The organism is Microbacterium sp. (genome assembly GCF_051860965.1).
GTDB lineage: Bacteria > Actinomycetota > Actinomycetes > Actinomycetales > Microbacteriaceae > Microbacterium.
This window is the reverse complement of record NZ_JBIMKU010000006.1, coordinates 57372-82919: the sequence shown is the minus strand read 5'-3', so window position 1 is coordinate 82919 and position 25548 is coordinate 57372. Positions and strand designations below refer to the sequence as shown.

Sequence of the window (25548 nt, the reverse complement as noted above, 5' to 3'; positions counted from 1 at the left end):
CCGGCCCACCTTCGTAGCAGATCCATAGGAAGCGCATACGCTCGACTCGGGTCGGCAGGCGAGGGTGATGGATGCCGCGGCCGCCCGTGCCGCATCGACTCCGAGGAGACTCCCCCTATGTCCAGCCGTCCCAGCCTCGTCCGCAGCATCCCGTTCTGGGTGCTCGTCGTCGGATCCCTTGCGAGCGCCGGAGCCGGTGCCGCGATCCTCGCCGACAAGATCGGCGTCATGACGACGACCCTGACGGACGGCAGCGCGACCGGCCTCGAGGTGTACGTCGGCCAGACCGTGGCCGTCGTCGGCGCCGTGCTCGTCGGCGCGGGCGTCGTCGGCATCCTCCTGGCGCTCACCGTCGCCTCCCTCGCCACGCTCCGCCCCGCTGCTCGGATCGAGATCGTGGAGCCCATCGACTGGACCGACGAGGTCGCGGACGACGAGCCCGTGATCGCGGACGAGCCCGAGCAGCTCGCGGCGGCGGACGAGCCCGTCGCCCCCGGATCCGACCCTGTCGAGGCTCCCGCGCAGACGCCGTCGCGCTGAGCTCGCACGCACCTTCGCGCCCCCGCCCGATGACGATCGGACGGGGGCGCGTTCTCATCGGGCGCGCGGAGGCAAGATACTGACAACGTGGATCCCGTCGCTTCGATCACCTGGATCGTCCTCTTCGTCCTGACGACGGTGATCGTGACGGGCATCGTCGGCCGGATCGGCTGGTCGGCCCCCGTCGCCCTCGTCGTCGTGGGCGGGGCCGTGTCGTTCCTCCCCGGCATCCCGCAGGTCGTCGTCGAGCCCGACCTCATCCTCTACGGCATCCTGCCGCCGCTCCTGTTCGCCGCCGCGATCCGCACCTCGGTCATCGACGTGCGCGCGAGACGCGACAGCATCCTGCTGCTCTCCGTCGGTCTCGTCGCGTTCTCGGTCGTGACGGTCGGATTCGCGACCTGGCTCCTGGTGCCCGCGATCACGCTCGCCGCCGCGTTCGCCTTCGCCGCCGTCGTCGCGCCGACGGATGCCATCGCCGTGACCGCGATCGCCGGACGGCTGGGCCTTCCCCGCCGGGTCGTCACGATCCTCGAGGGCGAGAGCCTGCTGAACGACGCGACGGCGCTCGTCGCGCTGAACGCGTCGATCGCGGCCATCGTCAGCGTCGTGACGCCGCTCGAGATCGCCGGCGACTTCGTGCTGGCCGTCGTCGTCGGCGTCGCCGTCGGACTTGCGGTCGGATGGACGGTGTCGTTCGTGCGGGCACGCCTGCACTCCCCCGTTCTCGACACGAGTCTCATGCTCGTGATCCCTTTCGCGACGTTCCTGGTCGGCCAGGTCCTGCACGGATCCGGCGTGCTCGCCGTGGTCATCGCGGGGCTCTACCTCGGGCTCCGGGCGCCGACCGTCGCCTCGGCCGAGGCGCGCGTCGCGGAGCGGATCAACTGGAAGACGATCCAGTTCATCCTCGAGAACGCGGTGTTCCTGTTCATCGGTCTCAACCTGAGCGGCATCCTCGAGGGCGCCCTGCGGGCCGGCCCCGGCGTGTGGCAGACGGTCGTGATCTGCGTCGGCATCCTCGTCGCCCTCGTGGTCTCGCGCTTCGCCTGGGTGATGGCGACGACGCTCCTGTACCGCAAGGGTCCACGGCGCCTGCGGGAGCGCAGCTGGGCTTGGGGCAACGGCGTCGCCGTCGCGTCGGCCGGCGTGCGCGGTGTGGTCACGCTCGCGGCGGTGTTCCTGCTGCCGCCCGAGACCCCCAGCCGCGAGTACCTGCAGTTCCTCGCCTTCGTCGTCGTCGTCGCGAGCCTCGTCGGCGGCCTCGCGCTGCCCACGATCATCCGGTGGCTGCGCCTGCCGAAGCCGAACGACGCGCAGGAGCTCGCGGAGCGGCGTCTGCTGATGGCCGAGGCGCGGCGCGCGGGCATCCGCCGCCTCGACGAGGAGGCGACGCCGGCCGACGAGCCGAGGGTCATCGAGCAGCTGCGGGCGGACGCCGGCTTCCTCGGCGAGACGCTCGACCTCTACGGCGCGGACGCGTCGATCCCGCAGCTCCAGTCGAAGCTGCGGCTTCGCAGGTCCATGCTCGAGGCGGAGCGCTCAGCGGTGCTCGACGCACGGCGCGAGGGGCGATACCAGGAGCCCGCCATCATCGCGGCGCTGCAGGCCATCGATGCGGAGGAGACCGCGCTCCGGGCGCAGAACCCCACGTCGGAGGGCTAGAAGGGCAGCAGCGGGTCGACGGCGATCGCGACGAACAGCAGCGTCAGATACGTGATGGATGCGTGGAACACGCGCATCGGGCGGGGCTCGGTGCCGCGCACGGCCCGGTTGTAGAGCCGGTGGGACTCGTAGATGAACCAGCCGCCGAACACGAGCGACGACGCCGTGTAGACCACGCCCATGCCCGCGACGGGGATGAGGAGCAGCGAGCAGGCGACCGTGGCCCACGCGTAGAGGATGACCTGCAGACCGACCTGCGAGCCGTTGCGGGTCGCGCCGAGCATCGGCACGTGCACCTCGTCGTACTGCTCCTTGTACTTCATCGAGAGGGGCCAGTAGTGCGGCGGCGTCCAGAGGAACACGAGGGCGAAGAGGATGACGGGCGGCCAGGCGAGGGAGCCGGTGACGGCGGTCCAGCCGATCAGCACGGGGAAGCAGCCGGCGATCCCGCCCCACACGATGTTCTGCTCGGTGCGGCGCTTGAGGATCATCGTGTAGATGACGACGTAGAAGAAGATCGCGATCGCCGAGAAGGTCGCCGCGAGCCAGTTCGTCGTGAGCCAGAGCCACGCGGTCGAGAAGACCGCGAGCGACCACGCGAAGATCAGCGCGCCGCGCGGCGACACCTCGCCCGTGACGAGCGGACGGTTGACCGTGCGCTGCATGTGCGCGTCGATGTCGCGGTCGAGGTACATGTTGAACGCCGCCGCCGAACCCGCCGAGGCGGACCCGCCGATGACAGTGGCGAGAACGAGCCACAGGCTCGGGAACCCACCCTGCGCGAGGATCATGACCGGCACCGTGGTCACGAGCAGGAGCTCGAGCACGCGGGGCTTGGTGAGCGCCACGTAGGCACGGATCGTACGACCGAGGGAAGGACGCCGAGTCGGCGCCGCCACGGCGTGTGCCGCGCCGGCCGCCGACGCTGTCGAGATGTCCATCGCCCCCGCAATCGCCGTCTGAAGAACGCCCCAAGTCTAGGGCATCCGCCGAGGCGGGCTGTTTTCGCGCCGCCCGCAACATACCCGCGTCACACTGCGTCCCGCATCGCCGCCGCGGTATACGCCTTCGCTATGCTGAGAACACACGCGCGCCTTCGCGCCGGCTGCTCCTCCCGTGGTGACGCGGTCCGCGGACCGGCCTCGAATGGCGCACTCCCTCTCTCTTGGAAGGCGGCCGGGTGTCGGATCTGCGTTGGGATGAAATCGATCGGCGCGCGGTGGACACCGCCCGAGTTCTCGCGGCAGACGCCGTCGAGAAGGTGGGCAACGGCCACCCGGGAACCGCGATGAGCCTCGCCCCCGCGGCGTACCTCCTCTATCAGCGGGTGCTGCGCCACGACCCGTCCGACACGCACTGGGTGGGCCGCGACCGGTTCATCCTGTCCGCGGGCCACTCGTCGCTCACGCAGTACGTGCAGCTCTACCTCGGCGGCTTCGGCCTCGAGCTCGGCGACCTCGAGGCGCTGCGCACGTGGGGCTCGCTCACGCCCGGTCACCCCGAGTACGGCCACACCAAGGGCGTCGAGATCACCACGGGGCCGCTCGGCCAGGGTCTCGCGTCGTCGGTCGGCTTCGCCTACGCGGCCCGCTACGAGCGCGGGCTGTTCGACCCCGAGGCGCCGGCGGGCGAGAGCCCGTTCGACCACCACATCTACGTCATCGCCGGTGACGGCGACCTGCAGGAGGGCGTGACCAGCGAGGCATCCTCGCTCGCCGGTCACCAGAACCTCGGCAACCTGATCGCCATCTACGACTCGAACCAGATCTCGATCGAGGACGACACGAACGTCGCCTTCACGGAGGACGTCGCCAAGCGCTACGAGGCATACGGCTGGCAGGTCCAGATCGTCGACTGGAAGAAGACCGGCCAGTACGTCGAGGACGTCGCCGAGCTGTACGCCGCGATCGAGGCGGCGAAGGGCGAGACGGCCAAGCCGTCGCTCATCATCCTGCGCACCATCATCGGCTGGCCGTCCCCCGGCAAGCAGAACACCGGCAAGATCCACGGCTCGGCTCTCGGCGCCGACGAGCTCGCCGCGACGAAGAAGGTCCTCGGCTTCGACCCCGAGCAGCACTTCGTCGTCGCCGAGGACGTCCTCGCGCACACGCGGCAGCTGCAGGACCGCGCGAACGAGGCGCGTGCCGAGTGGCAGGAGTCGTGGGATGCCTGGGCCGCCGCGAACCCCGAGCGCAAGGCGCTGTGGGACCGCGTGTCGGCGCGCGAGCTGCCGGGCGACATCGCATCGGCGCTCCCCTCGTTCGAGGCGGGCAAGGACGTCTCGACGCGTGCCGCGTCGGGCGTCGTGATCAACGCCCTCGCCGCCGAGCTTCCCGAGCTGTGGGGTGGATCGGCCGACCTCGCCGAGTCGAACCTCACGACGATCAAGGACGCGAAGTCCTTCATCCCCGCGGAGTGGTCGACCCACGAATGGTCGGGCGACCCGTACGGGCGTGTGCTGCACTTCGGCATCCGCGAGCACGCGATGGGCGCGATCGTCAACGGCATCGTGCTGCATGGCCCGACGCGCGCCTTCGGCGGGACGTTCCTGATCTTCAGCGACTACATGCGACCGCCCGTGCGCCTCGCCGCGCTGATGGACATCCCGAGCCTCTTCGTCTGGACGCACGATTCGGTCGCCCTCGGCGAGGACGGTCCCACGCACCAGCCGATCGAGCAGCTCGCGACGCTCCGAGCGATCCCGAACTTCACCGTGGTCCGCCCTGCGGATGCCAACGAGACCGCCGCTGCGTGGCTCGAGCTGCTCCGCCGTCACGAGGGTCCCGCGGGCATCGCGCTGACGCGCCAGAACATCCCCGTGTTCCCGCGCGGCACCGACGGCTTCGCCACGACCGAGGGCGTCGCGAAGGGCGCCTACGTGCTCGTCGATGCTCCCGACGGCGAGCCCGACGTCATCCTCATCGCCACGGGATCCGAAGTGCAGCTCGCGGTCGCCGCGCGCGAGACGCTCGCCGCCGAGGGCGTGCAGGCCCGAGTCGTCTCGGCGCCCTCGCTCGAATGGTTCGCCGAGCAGACACCCGAGTATCGCGAGTCGGTGCTGCCGAAGGCCGTGAAGGCCCGCGTGTCGGTCGAGGCGGGCATCGCCCTGACATGGCGCGACATCGTCGGCGACACGGGCCGCTCGGTCTCGATCGAGCACTTCGGTGCCTCCGCCGACTACAAGACCCTGTTCGAGAAGTTCGGCATCACCGCCGACGCGGTCGTCGAAGCGGCGCGCGCAACTCTGAAGGAGAACGCATGAGCACCCCCACCGAACAGCTCTCCGCGGCGGGCGTCAGCATCTGGCTCGACGACCTCTCGCGCTCGCGCATCACGACCGGCAACCTCGCCGAGCTGATCGCGACGCGCAACGTGGTCGGCGTCACGACGAACCCGAGCATCTTCCAGGCCGCCATCGGCGGCGGCGCCGAGGCCTACACGGCGCAGATCTCGGAGCTCGCGGCATCCGGTGCATCCGTCGACGACGCCATCTTCGCGGCGACGACCGACGACGTGCGCGACGCGTGCGATCTCTTCCGCCCGCTGTACGACGCGACGAAGGGCGTCGACGGGCGCGTGTCGATCGAGGTCTCGCCCGACCTCGCGCACGACACGGCGGCGACCGTCGCCCAGGCGAAGGAGCTCTACGAGAGCGTCGATCGTCCGAACGTCCTCATCAAGATCCCGGCCACCAAGGCCGGACTCCCGGCGATCACCGAGGTCATCGCCGCCGGCATCAGCGTCAACGTCACGCTGATCTTCAGCCTCGAGCGCTACGACGAGGTCATCGACGCCTACCTCGCGGGTCTCGAGCGCGCGCACTCGGCCGGCCTCGACCTCTCGTCGATCCACTCGGTCGCATCGTTCTTCGTGTCGCGGGTCGACACCGAGGTCGACAAGCGCCTCGTCGCGATCGGCACCGACGAGGCCGTGGGTCTGAAGTCTCTCGCCGGCGTCGCGAACGCCCGGCTCGCCTACGAGCTGTTCGGGAAGAAGTTCAGCGAGGCCCGTGCGACGCAGCTCGTCGCCCTCGGCGCGAACCCGCAGCGACCCCTGTGGGCCTCGACCGGCGTGAAGGACCCTGCGCTCCCCGACACCCTCTACGTGACCGAGCTCGTGGCGCCCGACACCGTCAACACGATGCCCGAGAAGACCCTCGAGGCGACGTTCGACCACGGCGCGATCGCCGGCGACACCATCACCGGCACCTACGACGCGGCCCGCAAGGTGTTCGCCGATCTCGACGCGGTCGGCATCGACCTCGCCGACGTCACGCAGCTGCTGGAGGACGAGGGCGTCGACAAGTTCATCGCCTCGTGGCACGACCTGCAGAACACCGTTCGCGAGGCCCTGAGCGCGGCGGTGGTGGCACGATGACCTTCGACATCCACCTCACCGGCCACGTGAAGGCGGTCGTCGCCGAGACGCTGCCCGGGCTGATCGCCGACCTCGTCGCATCCGGCATCACGGCCGGCGACGCGACCCTGTGGGGTCCTGCCGCCGAGGCCGAGGCATCGAAGCGCCTCGGATGGGTGCAGGCCGTCACCGTCTCTCGGCCCCTCGTCCCCGAGATCGAGGCGCTCCGCGCCGACCTCGTCGCGAAGGGCGTCACGCGTGTCGTGCTGGCCGGGATGGGCGGATCCTCGCTCGCCCCCGAGGTCATCGCCCAGACCGCCGGCGTGCCGCTGGTCATCCTCGATTCCACGGCCCCCGGGCAGGTGCTCGCCGCGCTCGACGGCGACGCCGAGTCCGGCGGACTGCAGCAGACCGTGCTCGTCGTGTCGTCCAAGTCGGGCTCGACGGTCGAGACCGACTCGGCGAAGCGCACGTTCGAGGCGGCGTTCCGCGACCTCGGCATCGACCCGCTCGAGCGCATCGTGGTCGTGACCGATCCGGGCTCGCCGCTCGACGTCGCGGCGCGCGCAGACGGCTACCGCGTCTTCAACGCCGACCCGACCGTCGGCGGACGCTACTCGGCCCTGACCGCCTTCGGCCTCGTGCCGACGGGTCTCGCGGGCGTCGACATCGGCGAGCTGCTCGACGAGGCGGATGCGACGCTGCTCGAAGTCGCGATCGACAGCCCCGACAACCCCGCACTCGTGCTCGCGGCGGCGATCGCCGGCGGCAGCCCGCGTCGCGACAAGCTCGGCCTCGTCACCGACGGCACCCACATCGTCGGCCTGCCCGACTGGATCGAGCAGCTCGTCGCCGAGTCCACCGGCAAGGAGGGCACCGGCATCCTGCCCGTCGTCCTGCTCCCGGTCTCGCCCGAGCTCGAGGCGCGACCCGCCGACCTGCAGATCGTCCGACTCGTCGACGAGGCGAACCGGTTCCACCTGTTCGAGCACCACGAGGGCGAGGTGCTCGTGTCGGGTTCGCTCGGCGCGCAGCTCATCGTCTGGGAGTACGCGACCGCGATCGCCGGCCGGATGCTGGGCATCGACCCGTTCGACCAGCCCGACGTCGAGTCGGCGAAGATCGCCACGCGCGGCCTCCTCGACGCGCGCCCCGAACCGACGGCGCCCGCCTTCACGGTGGACGGTGTCGAGGTGCGCGTCTCGGACCCGGAGCTCGCGGCATCCGGCACCATCGCCGGCGTCCTGGACGCCCTGTGGTCGCGACTCGACGCCGACGGATACGTGTCGGTGCAGGCGTACGTCGATCGTCTGCGACTCCCCCAGCTGCAGGGCCTGCGCGAGCTCGTCGCCGCGGACTCGGGTCGCCCCGCGACCTTCGGCTGGGGACCGCGCTTCCTGCACTCGACCGGGCAGTACCACAAGGGCGGGCCCGCGAACGGCGTGTTCCTGCAGATCCTCGAGCAGACCGAGGTCGACCTCGAGATCCCCGGTCGTCCGTTCACGTTCGGCCAGCTCATCCAGGCGCAGGCGGCGGGCGACGCGAGCGTGCTCGCCGATCACGGCCGTCCCGTCGTGACGCTCACGCTGACCGACCCGCTGGTCGAAGTGCTGACGCTGTTCGAAGCAGCCCAGTAGCAATCCGCACGGATCACCAGGAAGCGACACATGTCAGTCGAGATCTCGCGCGGGCACAATCCGCTGCGCGACCCTGAAGACCACCGCCTGAACCGCATCGCCGGACCCAGCGCACTCGTGATCTTCGGGGTGACGGGAGACCTCTCCCGCAAGAAGCTCATGCCCGCCGTCTACGACCTCGCCAATCGCGGGCTGCTGCCGCCCGGTTTCGCGCTGGTCGGATTCGCACGCCGCGACTGGGACGACCAGGACTTCGCCCAGGTCGTGCACGACGCCGTCAAGGAGCACGCACGCACGGAGTTCCGCGACGAGACCTGGCAGCAGCTGATGGAGGGCATCCGCTTCGTCCAGGGCGAGTTCGACGACGAGAAGGCGTTCCAGCGTCTCAAGGAGACGGTCGACAAGCTGGATGTCGAGCGGGGCACGATGGGCAACCACGCGTTCTACCTGTCGATCCCGCCGAAGGACTTCCCGATCGTCGCGGAGCAGCTGAAGGCCTCGGGGCTCGTCGACGACACGGCGGACCAGCCCGAGCGGTGGCGCCGCGTCGTGATCGAGAAGCCGTTCGGCCACGACCGCGAGTCGGCGCAGGCGCTGAACGACGCGCTGCGATCGGCGTTCCCGACGGACTCGATCTTCCGCATCGACCACTACCTCGGCAAGGAGACCGTCCAGAACATCCTGGCGCTGCGCTTCGCGAACGAGCTGTACGAGCCGATCTGGAACGCGAACTACGTCGACCACGTCCAGATCACGATGGCCGAGGACATCGGCGTCGGCGGACGTGCGGGCTACTACGACGGCATCGGTGCGGCACGCGACGTCATCCAGAACCACCTCCTGCAGCTGCTGGCGCTCACGGCGATGGAGGAGCCCATCACCTTCGACGCGAAGAATCTCCGCGCCGAGAAGGAGAAGGTGCTCGCGGCGGTCACGCTGCCCGACGATCTCGCGCGCACGACCGCCCGCGGTCAGTACGCGGGCGGATGGCAGGGCGGCGAGAAGGTGCTCGGCTTCCTCGAAGAAGAGGGGATGAACCCCGAATCGACGACGGAGACCTACGCGGCCGTGACGCTCGAGATCAACACGCGCCGGTGGGCGGGTGTGCCGTTCTACCTGCGCACGGGCAAGCGCCTCGGCCGCCGCGTGACCGAGATCGCCGTGATCTTCAAGACCGCTCCCGAGCAGCTCTTCTCGCGCTCGCAGACGGCGGGGCAGGGCCAGAATGCGCTCGTCATCCGCGTGCAGCCCGACGAGGGCGTGACGATCCGCTTCGGCTCGAAGGTGCCGGGTGCCGGCGCCCAGGTACGCGATGTCACGATGGACTTCGGCTACGGCCACGCTTTCACCGAGGCGAGCCCCGAGGCCTACGAGCGACTCATCCTCGACGTGCTCCTCGGGGATCCGCCGCTCTTCCCCCGCCACGAAGAGGTCGACCTCTCGTGGAAGATCCTCGACCCCATCGAAGAGTTCTGGGCCCAGCAGGGCGGCCCCCTCGAGCAGTACGCGCCCGGCTCGTGGGGACCGGCATCCGCCGACGAAATGCTCGCCCGTGACGGGCGCACCTGGAGGCGACCGTGATCGTCGATCTGCCCGACACCACCGTGAGCAAGATCTCGCGGGCTCTCGTCAACGTCCGCGAAGAGGGTGGCGCCGTCGCCCTCGGTCGAGTGCTCACCCTCATCATCCTGACCCGCGAGGGCGCGATGGAAGAGGTCATCGAGGCCGCGAACGACGCCTCGCGCGAGCACCCGATGCGTGTCATCGTGCTCGTGATCAACGAGGACGACACGGACTCGCGTCTCGACGCCCAGATCCGCGTGGGTGGGGATGCCGGAGCCAGCGAGGTCGTGACGCTGCACGCTTTCGGCGAAGCGGGTTCCTCGAATCTCGAGAGCCTCGTCACGGGCCTCCTGCTCCCTGACGCACCGGTCGTCGTGTGGTGGCCCAACAAGACGCCGGACTCGCCGTCGACGACGTCGATCGGTCGCATCGCACAGCGTCGGATCACGGATGCCGCGACGAAGTCCGATCCGTCGGCCTGGGTGGCACATCTCGGCGCGAACCACGCCGACGGCGACACCGATCTCGCCTGGACGCGTCTCACGCACTGGCGCGAGCAGCTCGCGGCCGTGCTCGACCAGCCGCCCTACGACGCCGTGACGGCGGTCGAGGTGCGGGGCGCGAGCACCTCGCCCTCGACGGCTCTCCTCGCGGCGTGGCTGCGGCTCAAGCTCGACGTCCCCGTGGACTGGCGCTACCTGCCCGAGGACCAGTGGCACGACGGCATCAAGTCGGTGCGGCTCATCCGCGACAGCGGCGACGTGCTGCTCGAGCGCTCCTCCCCCGCGATCGCGTGCCTGACGCAGCCCGGTCAGCCGATGCACGACCTGGTCCTGCCGCGCCGAACGCTGCGGGAATGCCTCGCGGAGGAGCTCCGTCGACTCGATCCTGACGTCCTGTATGGTCGAGTCATCACCGAGGGCTGGGCCCTCTTGGATCCACCCGCGACGACGGAGACGCATGCCTGAGAACTCGACCGAGAAGCGCGTCGTGATCGCCTCCGATCCCCGTGCTCTCGCCGAGTCGGTGGCCGAGCGCTTCCTCCATCGCATCAAGAAGCGCACCGCGCTGGGCAAGCGCGTGCACATCTCGCTCACCGGCGGTTCGATGGGCGGCGCCGTGCTCGCCGCTGCGGCCACCCAGCACCGCTCCACCGAGATCGACTGGTCGCTCGTGCACTTCTGGTGGAGCGACGAGCGCTTCGTCGCCGTGAACGATCCGGAGCGCAACGAGGTGCAGGCCCGTGCCGCGATGCTGGACGCGCTGCCCATCCCGCCCGAGAACATCCATGCCGTCGCCGCGACCGACGACGGCCTCTCCCTCGACGAGGCCGCCGAGGCCTACGCCGACGAACTCGCCCGGTTCCGCTGCGCCGAGTTCGCGTGGCCGTCGTTCGACGTGTGCTTCCTCGGCGTCGGACCCGACGCGCACATCGCATCGCTCTTCCCCGATCGGCCCGAGATCCAGATCGTCGACCGCGCGGTCGTGCCCGTGCGCGACTCGCCGAAGCCGCCCGCCGAGCGGGTCACCTTCACCAGGCCCGTCATCAACTCGTCGAAGCGCGTGTGGATGGTGCTCGCCGGCGCCGACAAGGCCGCGGCTCTCGGTCTCGCCCTCGCGGGAGCCAGTTACGAAGGCGTCCCGGCGGCGGGTGCCAAGGGACGCAAGCGCACGATCTTCTTCGTCGATCAGGCAGCGGCCGCCCAAGTGCCGCCCGAGCTCATCGACAGCGAGTACTGAACGCCCGAGGATACGAGAATCGCGGGTGCCGAGGCATCCGCGATTCGTCGTCTGACGCTCTCTCAGTCCTGACCGCGACGCTCGCGCAACTGGTGCAGGGCGTCGTCGAGGAGGCTCTCGGCCTCTTCTTCGGTGCGGCGCTCCTTCACGTAGGCGAGGTGCGTCTTGTAAGGCTCGGTCTTGGCCACCGCGGGCGGATTCTCCTTGTCGCGCCCGGCGGGCAGACCGGAGTGCGGAGAGTCGATCGTCTCGGGGATCTCCTCTTCGGGGATCCCTGCGGCGAAGTAGCGCACCGTCTCGTTGCCCAGGGCGTCCCAGTACGAGATCGGGATGCGATCCGCGTGGAAACCGTGGTCCTGCTCGCCCATCGGACCCGCACCGACGCGGGTGCCGCGGATCGCGTTGCCACCGGTGGCCATCAGATGCCCTGGAACTTCGTGATCAGGCCGAGGGCGACGATCGAGACGAACCACGCGAGCGCGAGCACGATCGTGAAGCGGTTGAGATTGCGCTCCGCCAGACCCGACGAGCCGAGCGCCGACGTCATACCGCCGCCGAACATGTCGGACAGGCCACCGCCGCGCCCCTTGTGGAGCAGGATGAGGAGGGTCAGCAGGAGACTCGTGATGCCGAGGAGCACCTGCAGGACGAACTCGAGGATCTGCACTGTTCTTCAAAGCCTTTCAGGACGACCCGTCGGATCGCACAAGGGTCAAGTATACGCGGCCGGTGCGTTTCGTCTCGTCGCACCGCTTCTCGCCCGGCGAACGGGAGTCGGACCGGTCGTCGAGCGAGGAGCGAGACGAACGTGCCTAGACGCCGACGTGCTTCTGATAGCGGATGATCGCTGCGAACTCGTCCACGACGAGGCTCGCACCGCCCACGAGCGCTCCGTCGACATCGGGCTCGCGCATGAAGCTCGCGATGTTGGATGACTTGACAGAGCCGCCGTAGAGGATGCGCGTGCGAGCCGCCGCATCGTCGCCCAGCTTGTCGGCGATGACGGCGCGCAGAGCTGCGCAGACCTCCTGCGCCTGGTCGGGCGACGCCACCTGGCCGGTGCCGATCGCCCACACGGGCTCGTAGGCCACGACGACGCCGGCAGTCGAGGGCACGCCCTCGAGCGCGACCTCGAGCTGTGCCACCGAGACCGCCGTCGGGCCGGACTCCTCGCGCTGCTCGAGCGTCTCGCCGACGCAGATGACCGGCACGAGTCCGTGACGCAGAGCCGCCTGCACCTTCGCCGCGACGACCTCATCGGTCTCGGCGTGGTACTGCCGGCGCTCGGAGTGCCCGATGATGACGTAGCCGCACTGCAGCTTCGACAGGAAAGCGCCCGAGATCTCGCCGGTGTAGGCGCCCGCATCGTGGGCCGAGAGGTCCTGCGCGCCGAAGGCAAACGGGATCTTGTCGGCGTCGATGAGCGTCTGGACCGTGCGCAGGTCGGTGAACGGCGGGAAGACCGCCACCTCGACCGACGAGTCGTCGTGCTTGGCGTCCTTCAGCGCCCAGTGCAGCTTCTGCACGAACGCGACCGCCTGCAGGTGGTCGAGGTTCATCTTCCAGTTGCCCGCGATGAGCGGGGTTCTGCTGTTCACTGCCATCCGAGGACCTCCAGTCCGGGGAGCTTCTTACCCTCGAGGAACTCGAGACTCGCGCCGCCGCCGGTCGAGATGTGACCGAACTGGTCGTCGCGGAAGCCCAGCTGCCGCACCGCGGCGGCGGAGTCGCCGCCGCCGACGACCGACAGCCCGTCGACCTCGGTGAGCGCCTGCGCGACGGTCTTCGTTCCCGCGGCGAAGGCCGGCATCTCGAACACGCCCATCGGCCCGTTCCAGAAGACCGTCTTCGACGTGCGGATCGCCTCGGCGAAGATCTTCGCCGTCTCGGGTCCGATGTCGAGGCCGAGTCCGGTCGCGCCGAATGCGGTCTCTTCGAGGGAGTCGGCCGGCGCGACGACGTGATCGGCGTCGGCGCTGAAGGATGCCGCCATGACGGCATCCACAGGCAACAGCAGCTCGACGCCCTTCTCGGCCGCCGTGGCCATATAGCCCTTGACGCGCTCGATCTGGTCTTCTTCGAGGAGGGACTTGCCGACCTTGAAGCCCTGCGCGGCGAGGAAGGTGAACAGCATCCCGCCGCCGACCAGGATCTTGTCGGCGCGCGGCAGGAGGTGCTCGATGACGCCGAGCTTGTCGCTCACCTTCGAGCCGCCGAGCACGACCGTGTACGGGCGCTCGGGGTTCTCGGTCAGGCGGTCGAGCACGTCCAGCTCGGTCGCGATGAGCAGACCGGCTGCCGAGGGCAGGATCTCGGCGAGCTCGTAGACGGATGCCTGCTTGCGATGGACGACACCGAAGCCGTCCGAGACGAGCGCGTCACCCAGCGTCGCGAGCTCCTCGGCGAAGGCACGGCGGGTCGCGTCGTCCTTCGCCGTCTCACCCGCGTTGAACCGCAGGTTCTCGATCACCGCGACGTCGCCGTCTTCGAGCACGTCGACCGCTTCGTGCGCGGACTCCCCCACCGTGTCGCGCGCGAACGCGACCGGCTTGCCGAGGAGCTCGGACAGCCGCTGCGCGACCGGCTCGAGGCTGTACTTCGCGTCGGGAGCGCCGTCGGGGCGACCGAGATGAGAGCACACGACGAGGCGTGCTCCCTGGTCGATGAGGGCGTTGAGCGTGGGAAGCGACGCCCGCACGCGGCCATCGTCCGTGATCCGGCCGTCCTTCAGGGGGACGTTCAGATCGCAGCGGACGATGACACGCTTGCCGGCGAGCGACCCCAGCGAATCGAGGGTGCGCAGGGCCATGACCGTCAGAGCTTGTCGGCGACCAGCTCGGTGAGGTCGACCAGGCGGTTCGAGTAACCCCACTCGTTGTCGTACCACGCCGAGACCTTCACGAGGTTGCCGCTGACGTTGGTCAGGCCGGCGTCGAAGATCGACGAGTGCGGGTCGTGCACGATGTCGGTCGAGACGATGGCATCGGTGTTGTACTTCAGGTAGCCGGCGAGGGCGCCCTCGGCTGCCGCCTTCTCGTAGGCGGCGTTGATGACGTCGACCGTCAGGCCCTCGGTGGGCGTGATGATCGTGAGGTCGACGATCGAGCCGGTGGGGATCGGCACGCGGTACGACGAGCCGCTCAGCTTGCCGTTGAGCTCGGGCAGCACGAGGCCGATCGCCTTCGCCGCGCCGGTCGAGGCCGGGACGATGTTGATCGCGGCGGCGCGAGCGCGGTGCAGATCGCTGTGCGGGCCGTCCTGCAGGTTCTGGTCGGCGGTGTACGCGTGCGCCGTCATCATGAAGCCGCGCTCGATGCCGAAGTTGTCGTTGAAGACCTGGGCGAGCGGCGCGAGGCAGTTCGTCGTGCACGACGCGTTGGAGATGATGTTCATCGTCGCCGGGTCGTAATCGCCGTCGTTGACGCCCATGACGAACGTGCCGTCGACGTCGGTGCCGGGAGCGGAGATGAGGACCTTCTTCGCGCCGCCGTCGATGTGCTTCTGCGCGTCGACGGCCTTCGTGAAGCGACCGGTCGATTCGATGACGATCTCGACGCCGAGCTCGCCCCACGGGAGGTTGGCGGGATCGCGCTCCTCGAACACCTTGATCGACTTGCCGTTGACCGTGATCGAGTCGGCGTCGTACGAGATGTCGGCGTCGAGGCGCCCGCCGACCGAGTCGTACTTCAGCAGGTGGGCGAGGGTCTTGTTGTCGGTGAGGTCGTTCACCGCCACGATGTCGAGGTCCGCGCCCTGCTCCAGCGCTGCGCGGAGGAAGTTGCGTCCGATGCGGCCGAAGCCGTTGATCCCGATCTTGACAGTCACGGAATGTCTCCTGAGTGTGTCGTGCGCGAATGCGCGAAATGATGCGATTACGACGGTGGACAACGGCGTCCCGGCGGGCGAACCCGTCGGGACGCCGCGCTTGCTATGACAGTACCAGCAGGCCCGAGGTCTTCTCGCGGGCGGCCGCCAGTCGATCTGCGACGTTCTGCCAGTTCGCGATGTTCCAGACGGCCTTGACGTAGTCGGCCTTGACGTTGAGGTAGTCGAGGTAGAAGGCGTGCTCCCACATGTCGAGCTGGAAGACGGGGATCGTGCCCTGCGCGGTGTTGCTCTGCTGGTCGAAGAGCTGCTGGATGATGAGCTGCTCGCCGATCGGATCCCAGCTCAGGACCGCCCAGCCGGAGCCCTGGATGCCGGTCGCGGCCGCCGTGAAGTGGGCCTGGAACTTGTCGAATCCGCCGAAGAACTCGTCGATCGCGGCCTTGAGCTCGCCTTCGGGCTGTCCGCCGCCGTCCGGAGACAGGTTCGTCCAGAAGATCGAGTGGTTGACGTGGCCGCCGAGGTTGAAGGCGAGATCCTTCTCGAGCTTGTTCACGTTCGCGAGGTTGCCCGAATCGCGGGCCTCGGCGAGCTGCTCGAGGGCGGTGTTCGCGCCCGTCACGTACGCCTGGTGATGCTTGTCGTGGTGCAGCTGCATGATCTTGCCGCTGATGTGCGGCTCGAGCGCCGCGAAGTCGTAGGGGAGGTCGGGCAGGGTGTACTTCGCCATGTTCTCTTCTTCCTGTCGACACCGCGCACGGAGGCTCCTCGCGCGGCGAGGGTGACGGGTTTCATCCTACTGAGAGGCAACGCAGGAGCGAGGGGGTTGTTCCCTCGATGACGGGCTGTTATCAGTCCTCGGCGCCGACCGGAACAGCCGACTCGGTGTCGGGCAGACCCTCGACTTCGGCCTTCTTGTCGGCCATCGCGAGGAGGCGACGGATGCGGCCGGCGACAGCGTCCTTCGTGAGCGGCGGGTCGGCGTGGTGGCCGAGCTCGTCGAGGCTCGCGTCGCGGTGCGCGAGGCGCAGCTCGCCCGCTTCGCGCAGGTGCTCGGGCACCTCGTCGCCGAGGATCTCGAGCGCACGCTCGACGCGGGCGCACGCCGCGACGGCGGCCTGCGCCGAGCGACGCAGATTGGCGTCGTCGAAGTTCACCAGACGGTTCACGCCGGCGCGCACCTCGCGGCGCTGTCGCATCTGATCCCAGTCGGCCGCGGCGTTCCTGGCCCCCATCATCGCGAGGGCGACGCGGATCGCCTCGCCTTCGCGGACGACGACCCGCGGGATGCCGCGGACCTCTCGCGCCTTGGCGGGGATGCCGAGCCGGCGGGCCGCGCCCTCGAGCGCCATCGCGGCTTCGGGCGCGGGGCACGTGATCTCGAGCGCGGCGGAGCGACCGGGCTCGCTCAGCGAGCCCGCGGCGAGGAACGCACCCCGCCAGATGGCGGCGAGGTCCTCCCGCGAACCGGTCGTGAGCTTGTTGGGCAGGCCGCGCACGGGCCGGCGGCGCTGGTCGAGGAGCCCGGTCTGGCGCGCGAGCGTCTCGCCGCCCTCGATGACACGGACGGCGTAGCTGCCGCTGCGCCCGCCGGAGCCCTGGACGTGGACGAGCTCGGGCCGGACGCCGTAGATCTCCATGAGGTCGCGCGCGACCCGGCGTGCGAGAGCGTCGGTGTCGAGCTCGGCCTCGACCGCCACCCGGTTCGCGATCGAATGCAGCCCGCCCGAGAATCGCAGCAGCGAGGTGAGTTCGGCAACGCGAGCGGTCGGGCGCGGGTCGCGCACGGCGGTCAGCTCGGCCTTCACGTCGGCTGTCAGCGACACGTTTCTCCTCTGGGAATGGGACGGGGCACGATCGTCCAGCCTACCCCGACGTCACTCGCGACCGAGATCGCGATGCTTGACCCGCACCGCGACCCCCGGCACCTGCGCGAGCCGCGACGCGAGTTCGCGCGCGGTGACGACGGAGCGGTGCTTGCCGCCCGTGCAGCCGATCGCGACGACCGAGTGGCGCTTGTTCTCGCGCTGGTAGCCGGCGAGCACGGGACGCAGCGCCGCGGCGTAGGCGTCGATGAACTCGACCGCGCCCTCCTGCGCGAGGACGAACTCCCGCACGGCGTCGTCCTCCCCCGTGAGGGCCTTCAGGTCGTCGTTCCAGAACGGGTTCGGCAGGAACCGCATGTCGGCGACGATGTCGGCGTCGGGCGGCAGGCCGTACTTGAAGCCGAAGCTCATGATCGTGAGCGTGTGACGGGCGGAGCCTTCGTCCGAGAACAGATCGACGATGCGGGTCGCGAGCTGGTGGATGTTGTAGGCCGACGTGTCGATGATGACGTCGGCGCTCTCCCGCACGGCGGCCAGACGCTCGCGCTCGAGGCGGATGCCGTCGATGATCGTGCCCTCGCCCTGCAGCGGATGAGGGCGACGCACGGCTTCGAACCTGCGGACCAGGACGTCGTCGGAGGCATCCAGGAACAGCAGTCTGAGCTTGCGCCGCTCGCGCAGCGAGAGCAGTGCGACGGGAAGCTCGGCGAAGAGGTCCCGCCCGCGGACGTCGACGACGACGGCGACCCTCGGCAGCGCGTCCGCGGCGATCTCGGTGAGATCGAGCAGGGGCTTGAGCATCTGCGGCGGCAGGTTGTCGACGACGTACCAGTCGAGGTCTTCGAGCGCGTTCGCCGCCGTCGAGCGCCCGGCGCCCGACATCCCCGTCACGATGAGAACTTCGCCGCTCTCGCGTCGCGACACATCGTCGCTCATGACCACCCCCGTCGTCGGGTCCAGCCTAGCCACTCGCGAGGTGCTCGTGAATCGTGGAAGCGAGCTTGGGACCGACACCCGGCAGTTCGGCGATCTCGTCCGGCGTCGCGCTCTTGAGCGCCGCGACCGAGCCGAAGTGCCGCAGCAGCGCGCGGATCCGGGCGTCGCCGAGCCCCGGGATCTCGGCGAGCACGCTCTGGATGTCGCGACGGCGGCGCTTGCGCTGGTGCGTGATGGCGAAGCGGTGCGCCTCGTCGCGCAGGCGCTGCAGCAGGTACAGCGCCTCGCTCGTGCGGGGCAGGATCACGGGGTACTCCTCCCCCGGCATCCACACCTCCTCGAGGCGCTTCGCGATGCCGCACAGCGCGATCTCCTCGTGCCCCGCGTCGCGCAGTGCGCGAGCGGCGGCCTCGACCTGCGGCTTGCCGCCGTCGACGACCAGGAGCTGCGGCCGGTAGGCGAAGCGCGGCTTCTTGCGGGTGGTGACGACGGAGCCGTCGGCCGCGGCATCCGGGATCTCCTCCTGCTCCTCGGGGCGATCGAGATAGGCGAGCCGGCGCCGGAGCACCTGGTAGAGCGAGTCCGTGTCGTCGGTCGTCTCAGGAACGCCGAACGACCGGTACTGGTCCTTGCGCGCCAGTCCGTCCTCGAACACGACCATCGAGGCGACCACGTTCGTGCCGCCGAGGTGCGAGACGTCGAAGCACTCGATGCGCAGCGGCGCCTCGGCGAGGTCCAGCGCCTCCTGCAGGTCGGTGAGCGCCTGCGTGCGTGCGACGTAGTCGCTCGTGCGCCGGGTCTTGTGCAGCATGAGCGCCTGCTGCGCGTTGAGGTGCGCGGTCTTCATCAGCTCGGCCTTGCGTCCGCGCTGCGCGACCTGGATCACGACGTTCTTGCCGCGCTTGTCGCGCAGCCACTGCTCGAGGTCGGCGGCATCGTCGGGCAGGGACGGCACGAGCACCTGCTTCGGGATGTCGGATGCCGGAGCATCGCCGTAGGCCCGCTGGATCACCTGGTCCACGAGATCGGCACCCGCGATGTCGATCTCCTTCTCGATCGTGGTGGCGCGCACGCCGCGCACGCGACCGCCGCGGATGACGAAGTGCTGCACGGTCGCGGCGAGCTCGTCCTCGGCGATGCCGAACAGGTCGGCGTCGGTGTCCTCGGCGAGCACGAGCGCGCTCTTCTTCAGCACGGCGTCGATCGCCTGGAGCCGATCGCGGTACGTCGCAGCGGCTTCGTAGTCCATGGCGGCGGATGCCTCGCGCATGCGCCGCGTGAGGTCGCGCGTGAAGCGCTGGTCGCCCCCCGCCATGAAGGCCACGAAGTCGTCCACGATCGCGCGGTGCTCCTCGATCGTGACCTTCATCGAGCACGGACCGCCGCACCGGCCGATCTGCCCCGGGAAGCAGGGACGCCCCGTGGCCATCGCCTTCTTGTACGACGAGTCGCTGCACGTGCGGATCGGGAACACGCGGATCATCTGGTCGATCGTGTCGTGCACAGCCCAGACCTTGGGGTAGGGGCCGAAGTACTTCGCCCCCGGGATGCGACGGTTGCGCGTCACGATGACGCGCGGCGCCTCATCGCCGAGCGTGATCGCCATGAAGGGGTACGACTTGTCGTCGCGGTAGCGCACGTTGAACGGCGGATCGAACTCCTTGATCCACATGTACTCGAGCTGCAGGGAGTCGACGTCGCTCGCGACGACCGTCCATTCGACGGATGCCGCGGTCGTCACCATGCGGCGCGTGCGCTCGTGGAGCGTATGCAGGGGCGCGAAGTAGTTCGACAGGCGCGCGCGGAGGCTCTTCGCCTTGCCGACGTAGAGCACACGACCGTCTTTGTCGCGGAAGCGGTAGACCCCCGGGTTGGTCGGGATCTCGCCCGGCTTCGGCTTGTAGGAGACCGTGGGGCGACGGGATGCCGGCATCCGCTCAGCCTGCCTTGCGGGCCGCCTGCGTGCCGAGCACCTCCGCGAGGAAGGTCGCCGTGTGGCTGCCCTCGACCAGAGCGACCTGCTCGGGTGTGCCCGTCGCGATGACCTCGCCGCCGCCCGAGCCCCCTTCGGGTCCGAGATCGATGACCCAGTCGGCGGACTTGATCACGTCGAGGTTGTGCTCGATGACGATGGCGGTGTTGCCTTTGTCGACGAGGCCGTTCAGCACCTCGAGGAGGCGCGCGACGTCTTCGAAGTGGAGCCCCGTCGTCGGCTCGTCGAGCACGTAGATCGAGCGGCCGTTCGAGCGGCGCTGGAGCTCGGTCGCGAGCTTGACGCGCTGCGCCTCGCCACCCGAGAGCGTCGTCGCCGACTGCCCGAGCCGCACGTAGCCGAGGCCCACGTCGACGAGGGTCTTCAGGTAGCGGTGGATCGCCTGGATCGGCTCGAAGAAGTCGGCCGCCTCGGAGATCGGCATCTCGAGCACCTCGGCGATGTTCTTGCCCTTGTAGTGCACCGCGAGGGTGTCGCGGTTGTAGCGCTTGCCGTGGCAGACCTCGCAGTCGACGTACACGTCGGGGAGGAAGTTCATCTCGATCTTGATCGTGCCGTCGCCCGAGCACGCCTCGCAGCGGCCGCCCTTGACGTTGAAGCTGAACCGACCGGGCAGGTAGCCGCGGACCTTCGCCTCGGTGGTCTCGCTGAAGAGGGTGCGGATGCGATCGAAGACCCCCGTGTAGGTCGCGGGGTTCGATCGCGGCGTGCGGCCGATCGGAGCCTGGTCGACGTGCACGACCTTGTCGAGGTTGTCGAGACCCGTCACGCGCGTGTGCTTGCCGGCGACCCGGCGTGCGCCGTTGAGGCGCTGCGCGAGGACTTCGTACAGGATGCCGTTCACGAGCGAGGACTTGCCCGAGCCGCTCACGCCGGTGACGGCGGTCATGACGCCGAGCGGGAAGTCGACGGTGACGTTCTTGAGGTTGTTCTCGCGAGCGCCGACGACCGTGATCTGACGCTTCTTGTCGACGCGGCGCCGCTTCTTCGGCGTCTCGATCGAACGCCGACCGGTGAGATAGTCGGCCGTGATCGAGCGCGGCTCGTCGAGGAGCGCGGCGAGGGGCCCGGAGTGCACGACGTCGCCGCCGTCCACCCCCGCCCGCGGGCCGATGTCGACGATCCAGTCCGACGCGTGGATGGTCTCCTCGTCGTGCTCGACCACGATGAGCGTGTTGCCGAGATCGCGGAGGGTCAGCAGCGTCTCGATGAGACGGCGGTTGTCGCGCTGGTGCAGACCGATCGACGGCTCGTCGAGCACGTAGAGCACACCCGTGAGACCGGAGCCGATCTGCGTCGCGAGCCGGATGCGCTGCGCCTCGCCGCCCGAGAGCGAGCCCGCCGAGCGACTGAGGCTCAGGTAGTTCAGGCCGACCTGCAGGAGGAAGTCGAGGCGCGCACGGATCTCACGCAGCACCTGCGCGGCGATCTTCGCCTCGCGGTCGGTGAGCTGGAGGTTCGCGAAGTACGCGTGCGCGTCGGCCAGACTCAGGCGCGCGGCATCCGCGATCGAGTGTCCGTGCACGAGGACGGCGAGCACCTCGGGCTTGAGCCGGTTGCCGTCGCAGACGGGGCACGGCACCTCGCGCAGGTACTCCGACCACCGCTGGCGCTGAGAGTCGGAGTCCGCCTGCACGTACTGGCGCTCGATGTAGGGCACGACGCCTTCGAAGCCCGACGAGTAGCGCATCTCGCGGCCATAGCGGTTCTTCCACTTGACGGTGACCTTGTAGTTCTCGCCCCGCAGCACGGCCTCCTGCACGTCGACGCGCAGGTCTTTCCACGGCGTCTCGAGCGAGAAGTTCAGATCGGCCGCGAGTCCCTCGAGCAGACGCTCGTAATACTGGAACAGCCCCTTGCCCTGCGTGGTCCACGGGATGAGCACGCCCTCGCGGATCGAGAGGTCCTCGTCGCCGAGCATGAGCTCCTGATCCACGGACATGCGGGTGCCGAGACCCGAGCATGCGGGGCAGGCGCCGAAGGGCGCGTTGAACGAGAACGTGCGCGGCTCGATCTCGGTGAGCTGCAGGGGATGTCCGTTGGGGCACGCGAGCTTCTCGGAGAACGACTGCCATGCGGCATCCCCCTCTTCGTCGACGAAGTTCACCTGAACCACGCCGCCGGCGAGACCGAGGGCCGTCTCGACCGAGTCGGTCACACGACCGAGGATGTCGTCGGCGGCGACGAGACGGTCGACGACGACGGCGATGTCGTGCTTGTAGCTCTTCTTGAGCACGGGCGGCTCGGCGAGCTGGATGAGCTCGCCGTCGACGATGGCACGGGCGTAGCCCTTGGCGCCTAGCTCCTTGAAGAGGTCGACGAACTCGCCCTTCTTCTGCGTCACGATCGGCGCGACGATCTGGTAGCGCGTGCGCTCGGGCAGCTCCATGAGCTGATCGGCGATCTGCTGCACCGTCTGGCGCTGGATGACCTCGCCGCACTCGGGGCAGTGCGGCACGCCGATGCGCGCCCAGAGGAGCCGCATGTAGTCGAAGATCTCGGTGATCGTGCCGACGGTCGACCGGGGGTTGCGGTTCGTGGACTTCTGGTCGATCGACACGGCGGGCGACAGACCCTCGATGAAGTCGACGTCGGGACGGTCCACCTGACCGAGGAACTGGCGCGCGTAGGCGCTCAGCGACTCGACGTAGCGGCGCTGGCCCTCGGCGAAGATCGTGTCGAACGCGAGGCTCGACTTGCCGGAGCCCGACAGGCCGGTGAACACGACGAGCGAATCGCGCGGGATGTCGAGATCGACGTTCTTGAGGTTGTGCACGCGCGCGCCGCGGACGCTGAGCGTGCCGCTCGAGTTGCCCCGCGGGTGCGCGTCACGCCCCCCGGGAGACGACGGGAATCCGGGCGCGACGACAGGAACGATGGGCACAGTACAAGTCTAGGCGGGGCCTCCGACACGGAGGCCGGAGACCCCGCCCTGACAGGTTGCTACCAGATGAGCACGGGGAACGCCGGGCTCTTGGAGGCCTTCACCGTGTCGCTGCCCGCGTAGGACGCCGACAGCAGGTGCAGGCCCTTGCCGAGCGCCGGGAGCGTCACCGTGACGAGGCCGTTGCTTCCCGCGGCGATCGTCGCGGTGGCGATCGGCTTCTTGCCGTCCAGGATCGTGACCTCGCCCGTGACCGGCGCCCCGCCCTCGGCGAAGACGATCGCGGTGTACTTCACCGTGGCGCCCTTCTTCGCGAGGATCTTGCTCGGGATGCCGAAGGTGTACGAATCCGCCTTCTCGAACACCGTGATGGGCACCTCGACGGATGTGCCGGTCGCAGCGCCCGTGAGGACGAGCGACTGGGCGCCGGCCGGCGCGTTCGCCGGGAGCGTCACCGACACCGAGGCGGTGCCGTAGTCGTCGTACACCGCGGTGCCGATGGTGTTGTCGACGGGGAAGCTTCCGAGCGACACCCCGCCGAGCGACACGTCGATCGCCGTGTCCTTGACGTCGGCCGCAGTCGACAGGGCCCACGACTTCACGTCGAAGGCGACCGTCGATCCGACCTCGTACGACGCGGGCGCGCCGGCCGGGAAGGTGACCTCGACGGCACGCTGGGCGTAATCGACCGGAAGCGGGGTCTCGGCGGCGAACGCGTCCATGTAGTCGACCATCGCCGACAGGTCGATCTTGCCCGTGTCGCGCTTGGCGGTGCCGTTGGCGAGCTCGCGGAAGTTGTCACCACCGGTGGAGAGGAACGAGTTGACCGTGACCGAATACGTCGCGGTCAGGTCGATCGCCTCGCCGTTCAGCCACATGCCCGTGATCGTTCCCTTCGGCGCCTGATACGTCAGTCCCTCCTCGTTCACCGCGGCCGTGGCAGGGTTGTCGCGCTGCGTCTCGGTCACGATCTGCTGCGTGTAGGTGTACTGGAAGGCGTCCGACACACCGAGGCGCAGGAAGGGCCGCGACGGCAGCGCGTTGTAGGCGTCGCGCTGCCACTGCTGCTCGAGCACCGTCTTGATCTGGGCGCCGGTCAGCTGCAGGTTCACCAGGGTGTTGGCGAACGGCTGCACGACGGCCGCCTGCTTGTACGTCAGCGTCCGCGGGAAGGCACCTGTTCCGGTGCCGACCATGTCGGCGCGGAGGCCGCCCGGGTTCATGAACGCGATCTGCGCCGATCCCGATTCCGGCTCCTGCGTCGCCCACCGCTGGACCTCGGCGACGAGGTTGCCGAGCGTCGATTCCCCACCGCGGTTCTCGTTGGGAAGGCCCGTCGTCGGGTTGACGCTGCTGAGCTGGGCACGGTTGAACGCCCCGGCGATCTGTCCGAGCGGCTGAGCGCCGAGCTCGTCCGCGGCGACCTTCGCCGCGTCGACGATCGGCACGACGGACGGGTCGGGCGGGTACACCGAGCCCGTGAGACCGAGGATCGTCTGCGTCTTGGCCGTGACCACGCCCTCGTCGACCGTGAAGGTCAGCTTGTTGAGGTTCGTGCCGTACTGGCCGGCCGAGACGACGGGACGCGTCGTGACGGGACGGTTCTCCCATCCTGCGACGGGGAAGTCGCAGTTGTACGCGAGATGCGTGTGGCCGGAGACGATCGCATCCACGTCGCCCGAGACGTTGTTGACGATGTTCGCCCACGCGCCGGTGCCCTGGTTCATGGTCGCGCAGCTCGTCGACGGCGCGCCCTCGTGGACGAGCATGACGACGATGTCGGCGCCCTCGGCGACGAGGTTCGCGGCCTCCGTGTTGACGGAGTCGACGATCGACGTCACTTCGAGGTCGGCGATCCCTCCCGGACTCACGAGCGCCGGAAGCTCCTCGGTCACTGCTCCGACGAAGCCGACCTCGACGCCGCCGCGCTCCTCGATCCACGTGGCGGGGACTGCGGGGTCGCCGGTGGCCTTCAGCTTGAGGTTGGCCGCGATGTACTGCCACTCGGCTCCGCCGTAGGGGTTGTCGGCGCTCTCGGGGGCCATCACGCGATTGATGAGATCGTCGTAGCCCTGGTCGAGCTCGTGGTTGCCCACCGCCGACACGTCGAGCCCCGCTTCGTTGAGGGCGTCGATCGTGGGCTTGTCGCTCTGGATGAAGGACTCGAAGATCGACGCGCCGATGAGGTCGCCCGCCGCCGCGAAGATCGTGTTCGGGTTCTGACCGCGAAGCTGCTTGACGGCGCCCGAGAGGACTGCGGCGCCTGCGGCGTTCGCGCCGTCGGCGAGGATGCGCCCGTGGAAGTCGTTCGTCGCGAGGATCTGGATCTCGACGGGAGCAGCCTGCGCGGGGGCTGCCGCGAGCAGGCTCGCGCCGAGCGCGGCGACGGTCGCGGCCGCCAGAGCGGCGCCGCGGCGGCGGGTGGGTGATGACGGGTGGCCGGGGTGTGACCGAGATCGCATGGAATTCCTCTGGTGTCGGACCGATGGGGACGCGCAATGGGCACGATCATGTCGCGCCGCGGTGCGCACCTACGACCCTATGATTCCGCCGAGAACATGCCCACAAAGATGAGAAGGAGTT

20 protein-coding genes are annotated in these 25548 nt (G+C 69.2%); 8 read left to right on the top strand and 12 right to left on the bottom strand.

Annotated features, from left to right (window positions below):
* Positions 1–117: 117 nt before the first annotated feature.
* Positions 118–540, top strand: coding sequence for a dinucleotide-utilizing enzyme (locus ACTIFV_RS12755; protein WP_439593167.1), 423 nt, complete (start codon positions 118–120; stop codon positions 538–540).
* 87 nt (positions 541–627) lie between these two features.
* Positions 628–2205, top strand: coding sequence for a Na+/H+ antiporter (locus ACTIFV_RS12750; RefSeq protein ID WP_439593166.1), 1578 nt, complete (start codon positions 628–630; stop codon positions 2203–2205).
* Here the strand turns inward: ACTIFV_RS12750 and ACTIFV_RS12745 are convergent.
* Entirely contained in the window at positions 2202–3146 is a 945-nt protein-coding gene (locus ACTIFV_RS12745) for a heme o synthase (RefSeq protein WP_439593165.1), read from the bottom strand. The genes ACTIFV_RS12750 and ACTIFV_RS12745 overlap by 4 nt on opposite strands.
* 239 nt (positions 3147–3385) lie before the next feature.
* Here ACTIFV_RS12745 and tkt point away from each other — a divergent pair, with 239 nt between their 5' ends.
* The 6 genes from tkt to pgl are packed head-to-tail and all read left to right on the top strand — an operon-like array spanning position 3386 to position 11501.
* On the top strand, positions 3386–5467 hold the full coding sequence (gene tkt, locus ACTIFV_RS12740; protein WP_439593164.1) for a transketolase: 2082 nt from the start codon (positions 3386–3388) through the stop codon (positions 5465–5467).
* Entirely contained in the window at positions 5464–6582 is a 1119-nt protein-coding gene (gene tal, locus ACTIFV_RS12735) for a transaldolase (protein WP_439593163.1), read from the top strand. The genes tkt and tal overlap by 4 nt, the downstream gene beginning before the upstream one ends.
* Positions 6579–8198 carry a glucose-6-phosphate isomerase gene (locus ACTIFV_RS12730; RefSeq protein ID WP_439593162.1) on the top strand — a complete coding sequence of 540 codons (1620 nt, stop codon included), beginning with the start codon at positions 6579–6581 and terminating at the stop codon, positions 8196–8198. Before tal ends, ACTIFV_RS12730 begins: the two co-directional genes overlap by 4 nt.
* Positions 8199–8228: 30 nt before the next feature.
* Positions 8229–9779 carry a glucose-6-phosphate dehydrogenase gene (gene zwf / locus ACTIFV_RS12725; RefSeq protein WP_439593161.1) on the top strand — a complete coding sequence of 517 codons (1551 nt, stop codon included), beginning with the start codon at positions 8229–8231 and terminating at the stop codon, positions 9777–9779.
* Positions 9776–10729, top strand: a complete 954-nt coding sequence (locus ACTIFV_RS12720; RefSeq protein WP_439593160.1) for a glucose-6-phosphate dehydrogenase assembly protein OpcA — start codon at positions 9776–9778, stop codon at positions 10727–10729. Before zwf ends, ACTIFV_RS12720 begins: the two co-directional genes overlap by 4 nt.
* The gene (gene pgl, locus ACTIFV_RS12715) at positions 10722–11501 is read left to right on the top strand and encodes a 6-phosphogluconolactonase (protein WP_439593159.1); all 780 of its coding nucleotides are present in this window, start codon (positions 10722–10724) and stop codon (positions 11499–11501) included. Before ACTIFV_RS12720 ends, pgl begins: the two co-directional genes overlap by 8 nt.
* Before the next feature lie 62 nt (positions 11502–11563).
* Here pgl and ACTIFV_RS12710 read toward each other — a convergent pair whose 3' ends face one another.
* From ACTIFV_RS12710 to ACTIFV_RS12660, 11 genes are all read right to left on the bottom strand, one after another.
* A complete protein-coding gene (locus tag ACTIFV_RS12710) occupies positions 11564–11920 on the bottom strand; it encodes an RNA polymerase-binding protein RbpA (RefSeq protein WP_439593158.1) in 357 nt (118 codons plus the stop codon).
* Positions 11920–12168, bottom strand: coding sequence for a preprotein translocase subunit SecG (gene secG, locus ACTIFV_RS12705; protein WP_344091755.1), 249 nt, complete (start codon positions 12166–12168; stop codon positions 11920–11922). Before secG ends, ACTIFV_RS12710 begins: the two co-directional genes overlap by 1 nt.
* Before the next feature lie 145 nt (positions 12169–12313).
* Positions 12314–13105 carry a triose-phosphate isomerase gene (gene tpiA, locus ACTIFV_RS12700; RefSeq protein ID WP_439593157.1) on the bottom strand — a complete coding sequence of 264 codons (792 nt, stop codon included), beginning with the start codon at positions 13103–13105 and terminating at the stop codon, positions 12314–12316.
* Positions 13096–14310 carry a phosphoglycerate kinase gene (locus ACTIFV_RS12695; protein WP_439593156.1) on the bottom strand — a complete coding sequence of 405 codons (1215 nt, stop codon included), beginning with the start codon at positions 14308–14310 and terminating at the stop codon, positions 13096–13098. The genes tpiA and ACTIFV_RS12695 overlap by 10 nt, the downstream gene beginning before the upstream one ends.
* 5 nt (positions 14311–14315) lie before the next feature.
* Positions 14316–15326, bottom strand: a complete 1011-nt coding sequence (gene gap, locus ACTIFV_RS12690) for a type I glyceraldehyde-3-phosphate dehydrogenase (protein WP_439593155.1) — start codon at positions 15324–15326, stop codon at positions 14316–14318.
* A 103-nt stretch (positions 15327–15429) separates the two neighbouring features.
* Positions 15430–16056, bottom strand: coding sequence for a superoxide dismutase (locus tag ACTIFV_RS12685; RefSeq protein WP_439593154.1), 627 nt, complete (start codon positions 16054–16056; stop codon positions 15430–15432).
* Between the two features lie 121 nt (positions 16057–16177).
* On the bottom strand, positions 16178–17152 hold the full coding sequence (whiA, locus tag ACTIFV_RS12680) for a DNA-binding protein WhiA (protein ID WP_439593153.1): 975 nt from the start codon (positions 17150–17152) through the stop codon (positions 16178–16180).
* A 51-nt stretch (positions 17153–17203) separates the two neighbouring features.
* Positions 17204–18088: an RNase adapter RapZ gene (gene rapZ, locus ACTIFV_RS12675; protein WP_439593152.1), complete on the bottom strand. Its 885-nt coding sequence runs from the start codon at positions 18086–18088 to the stop codon at positions 17204–17206.
* A 25-nt stretch (positions 18089–18113) separates the two neighbouring features.
* Entirely contained in the window at positions 18114–20021 is a 1908-nt protein-coding gene (gene uvrC / locus ACTIFV_RS12670) for an excinuclease ABC subunit UvrC (protein ID WP_439593151.1), read from the bottom strand.
* Positions 20022–20025: 4 nt separating this feature from the next.
* Entirely contained in the window at positions 20026–22965 is a 2940-nt protein-coding gene (gene uvrA / locus ACTIFV_RS12665; protein WP_439593150.1) for an excinuclease ABC subunit UvrA, read from the bottom strand.
* A gap of 59 nt (positions 22966–23024) precedes the next feature.
* On the bottom strand, positions 23025–25427 hold the full coding sequence (locus ACTIFV_RS12660) for a 5'-nucleotidase C-terminal domain-containing protein (RefSeq protein WP_439593149.1): 2403 nt from the start codon (positions 25425–25427) through the stop codon (positions 23025–23027).
* Between the last annotated feature and the right edge of the window lie 121 nt (positions 25428–25548).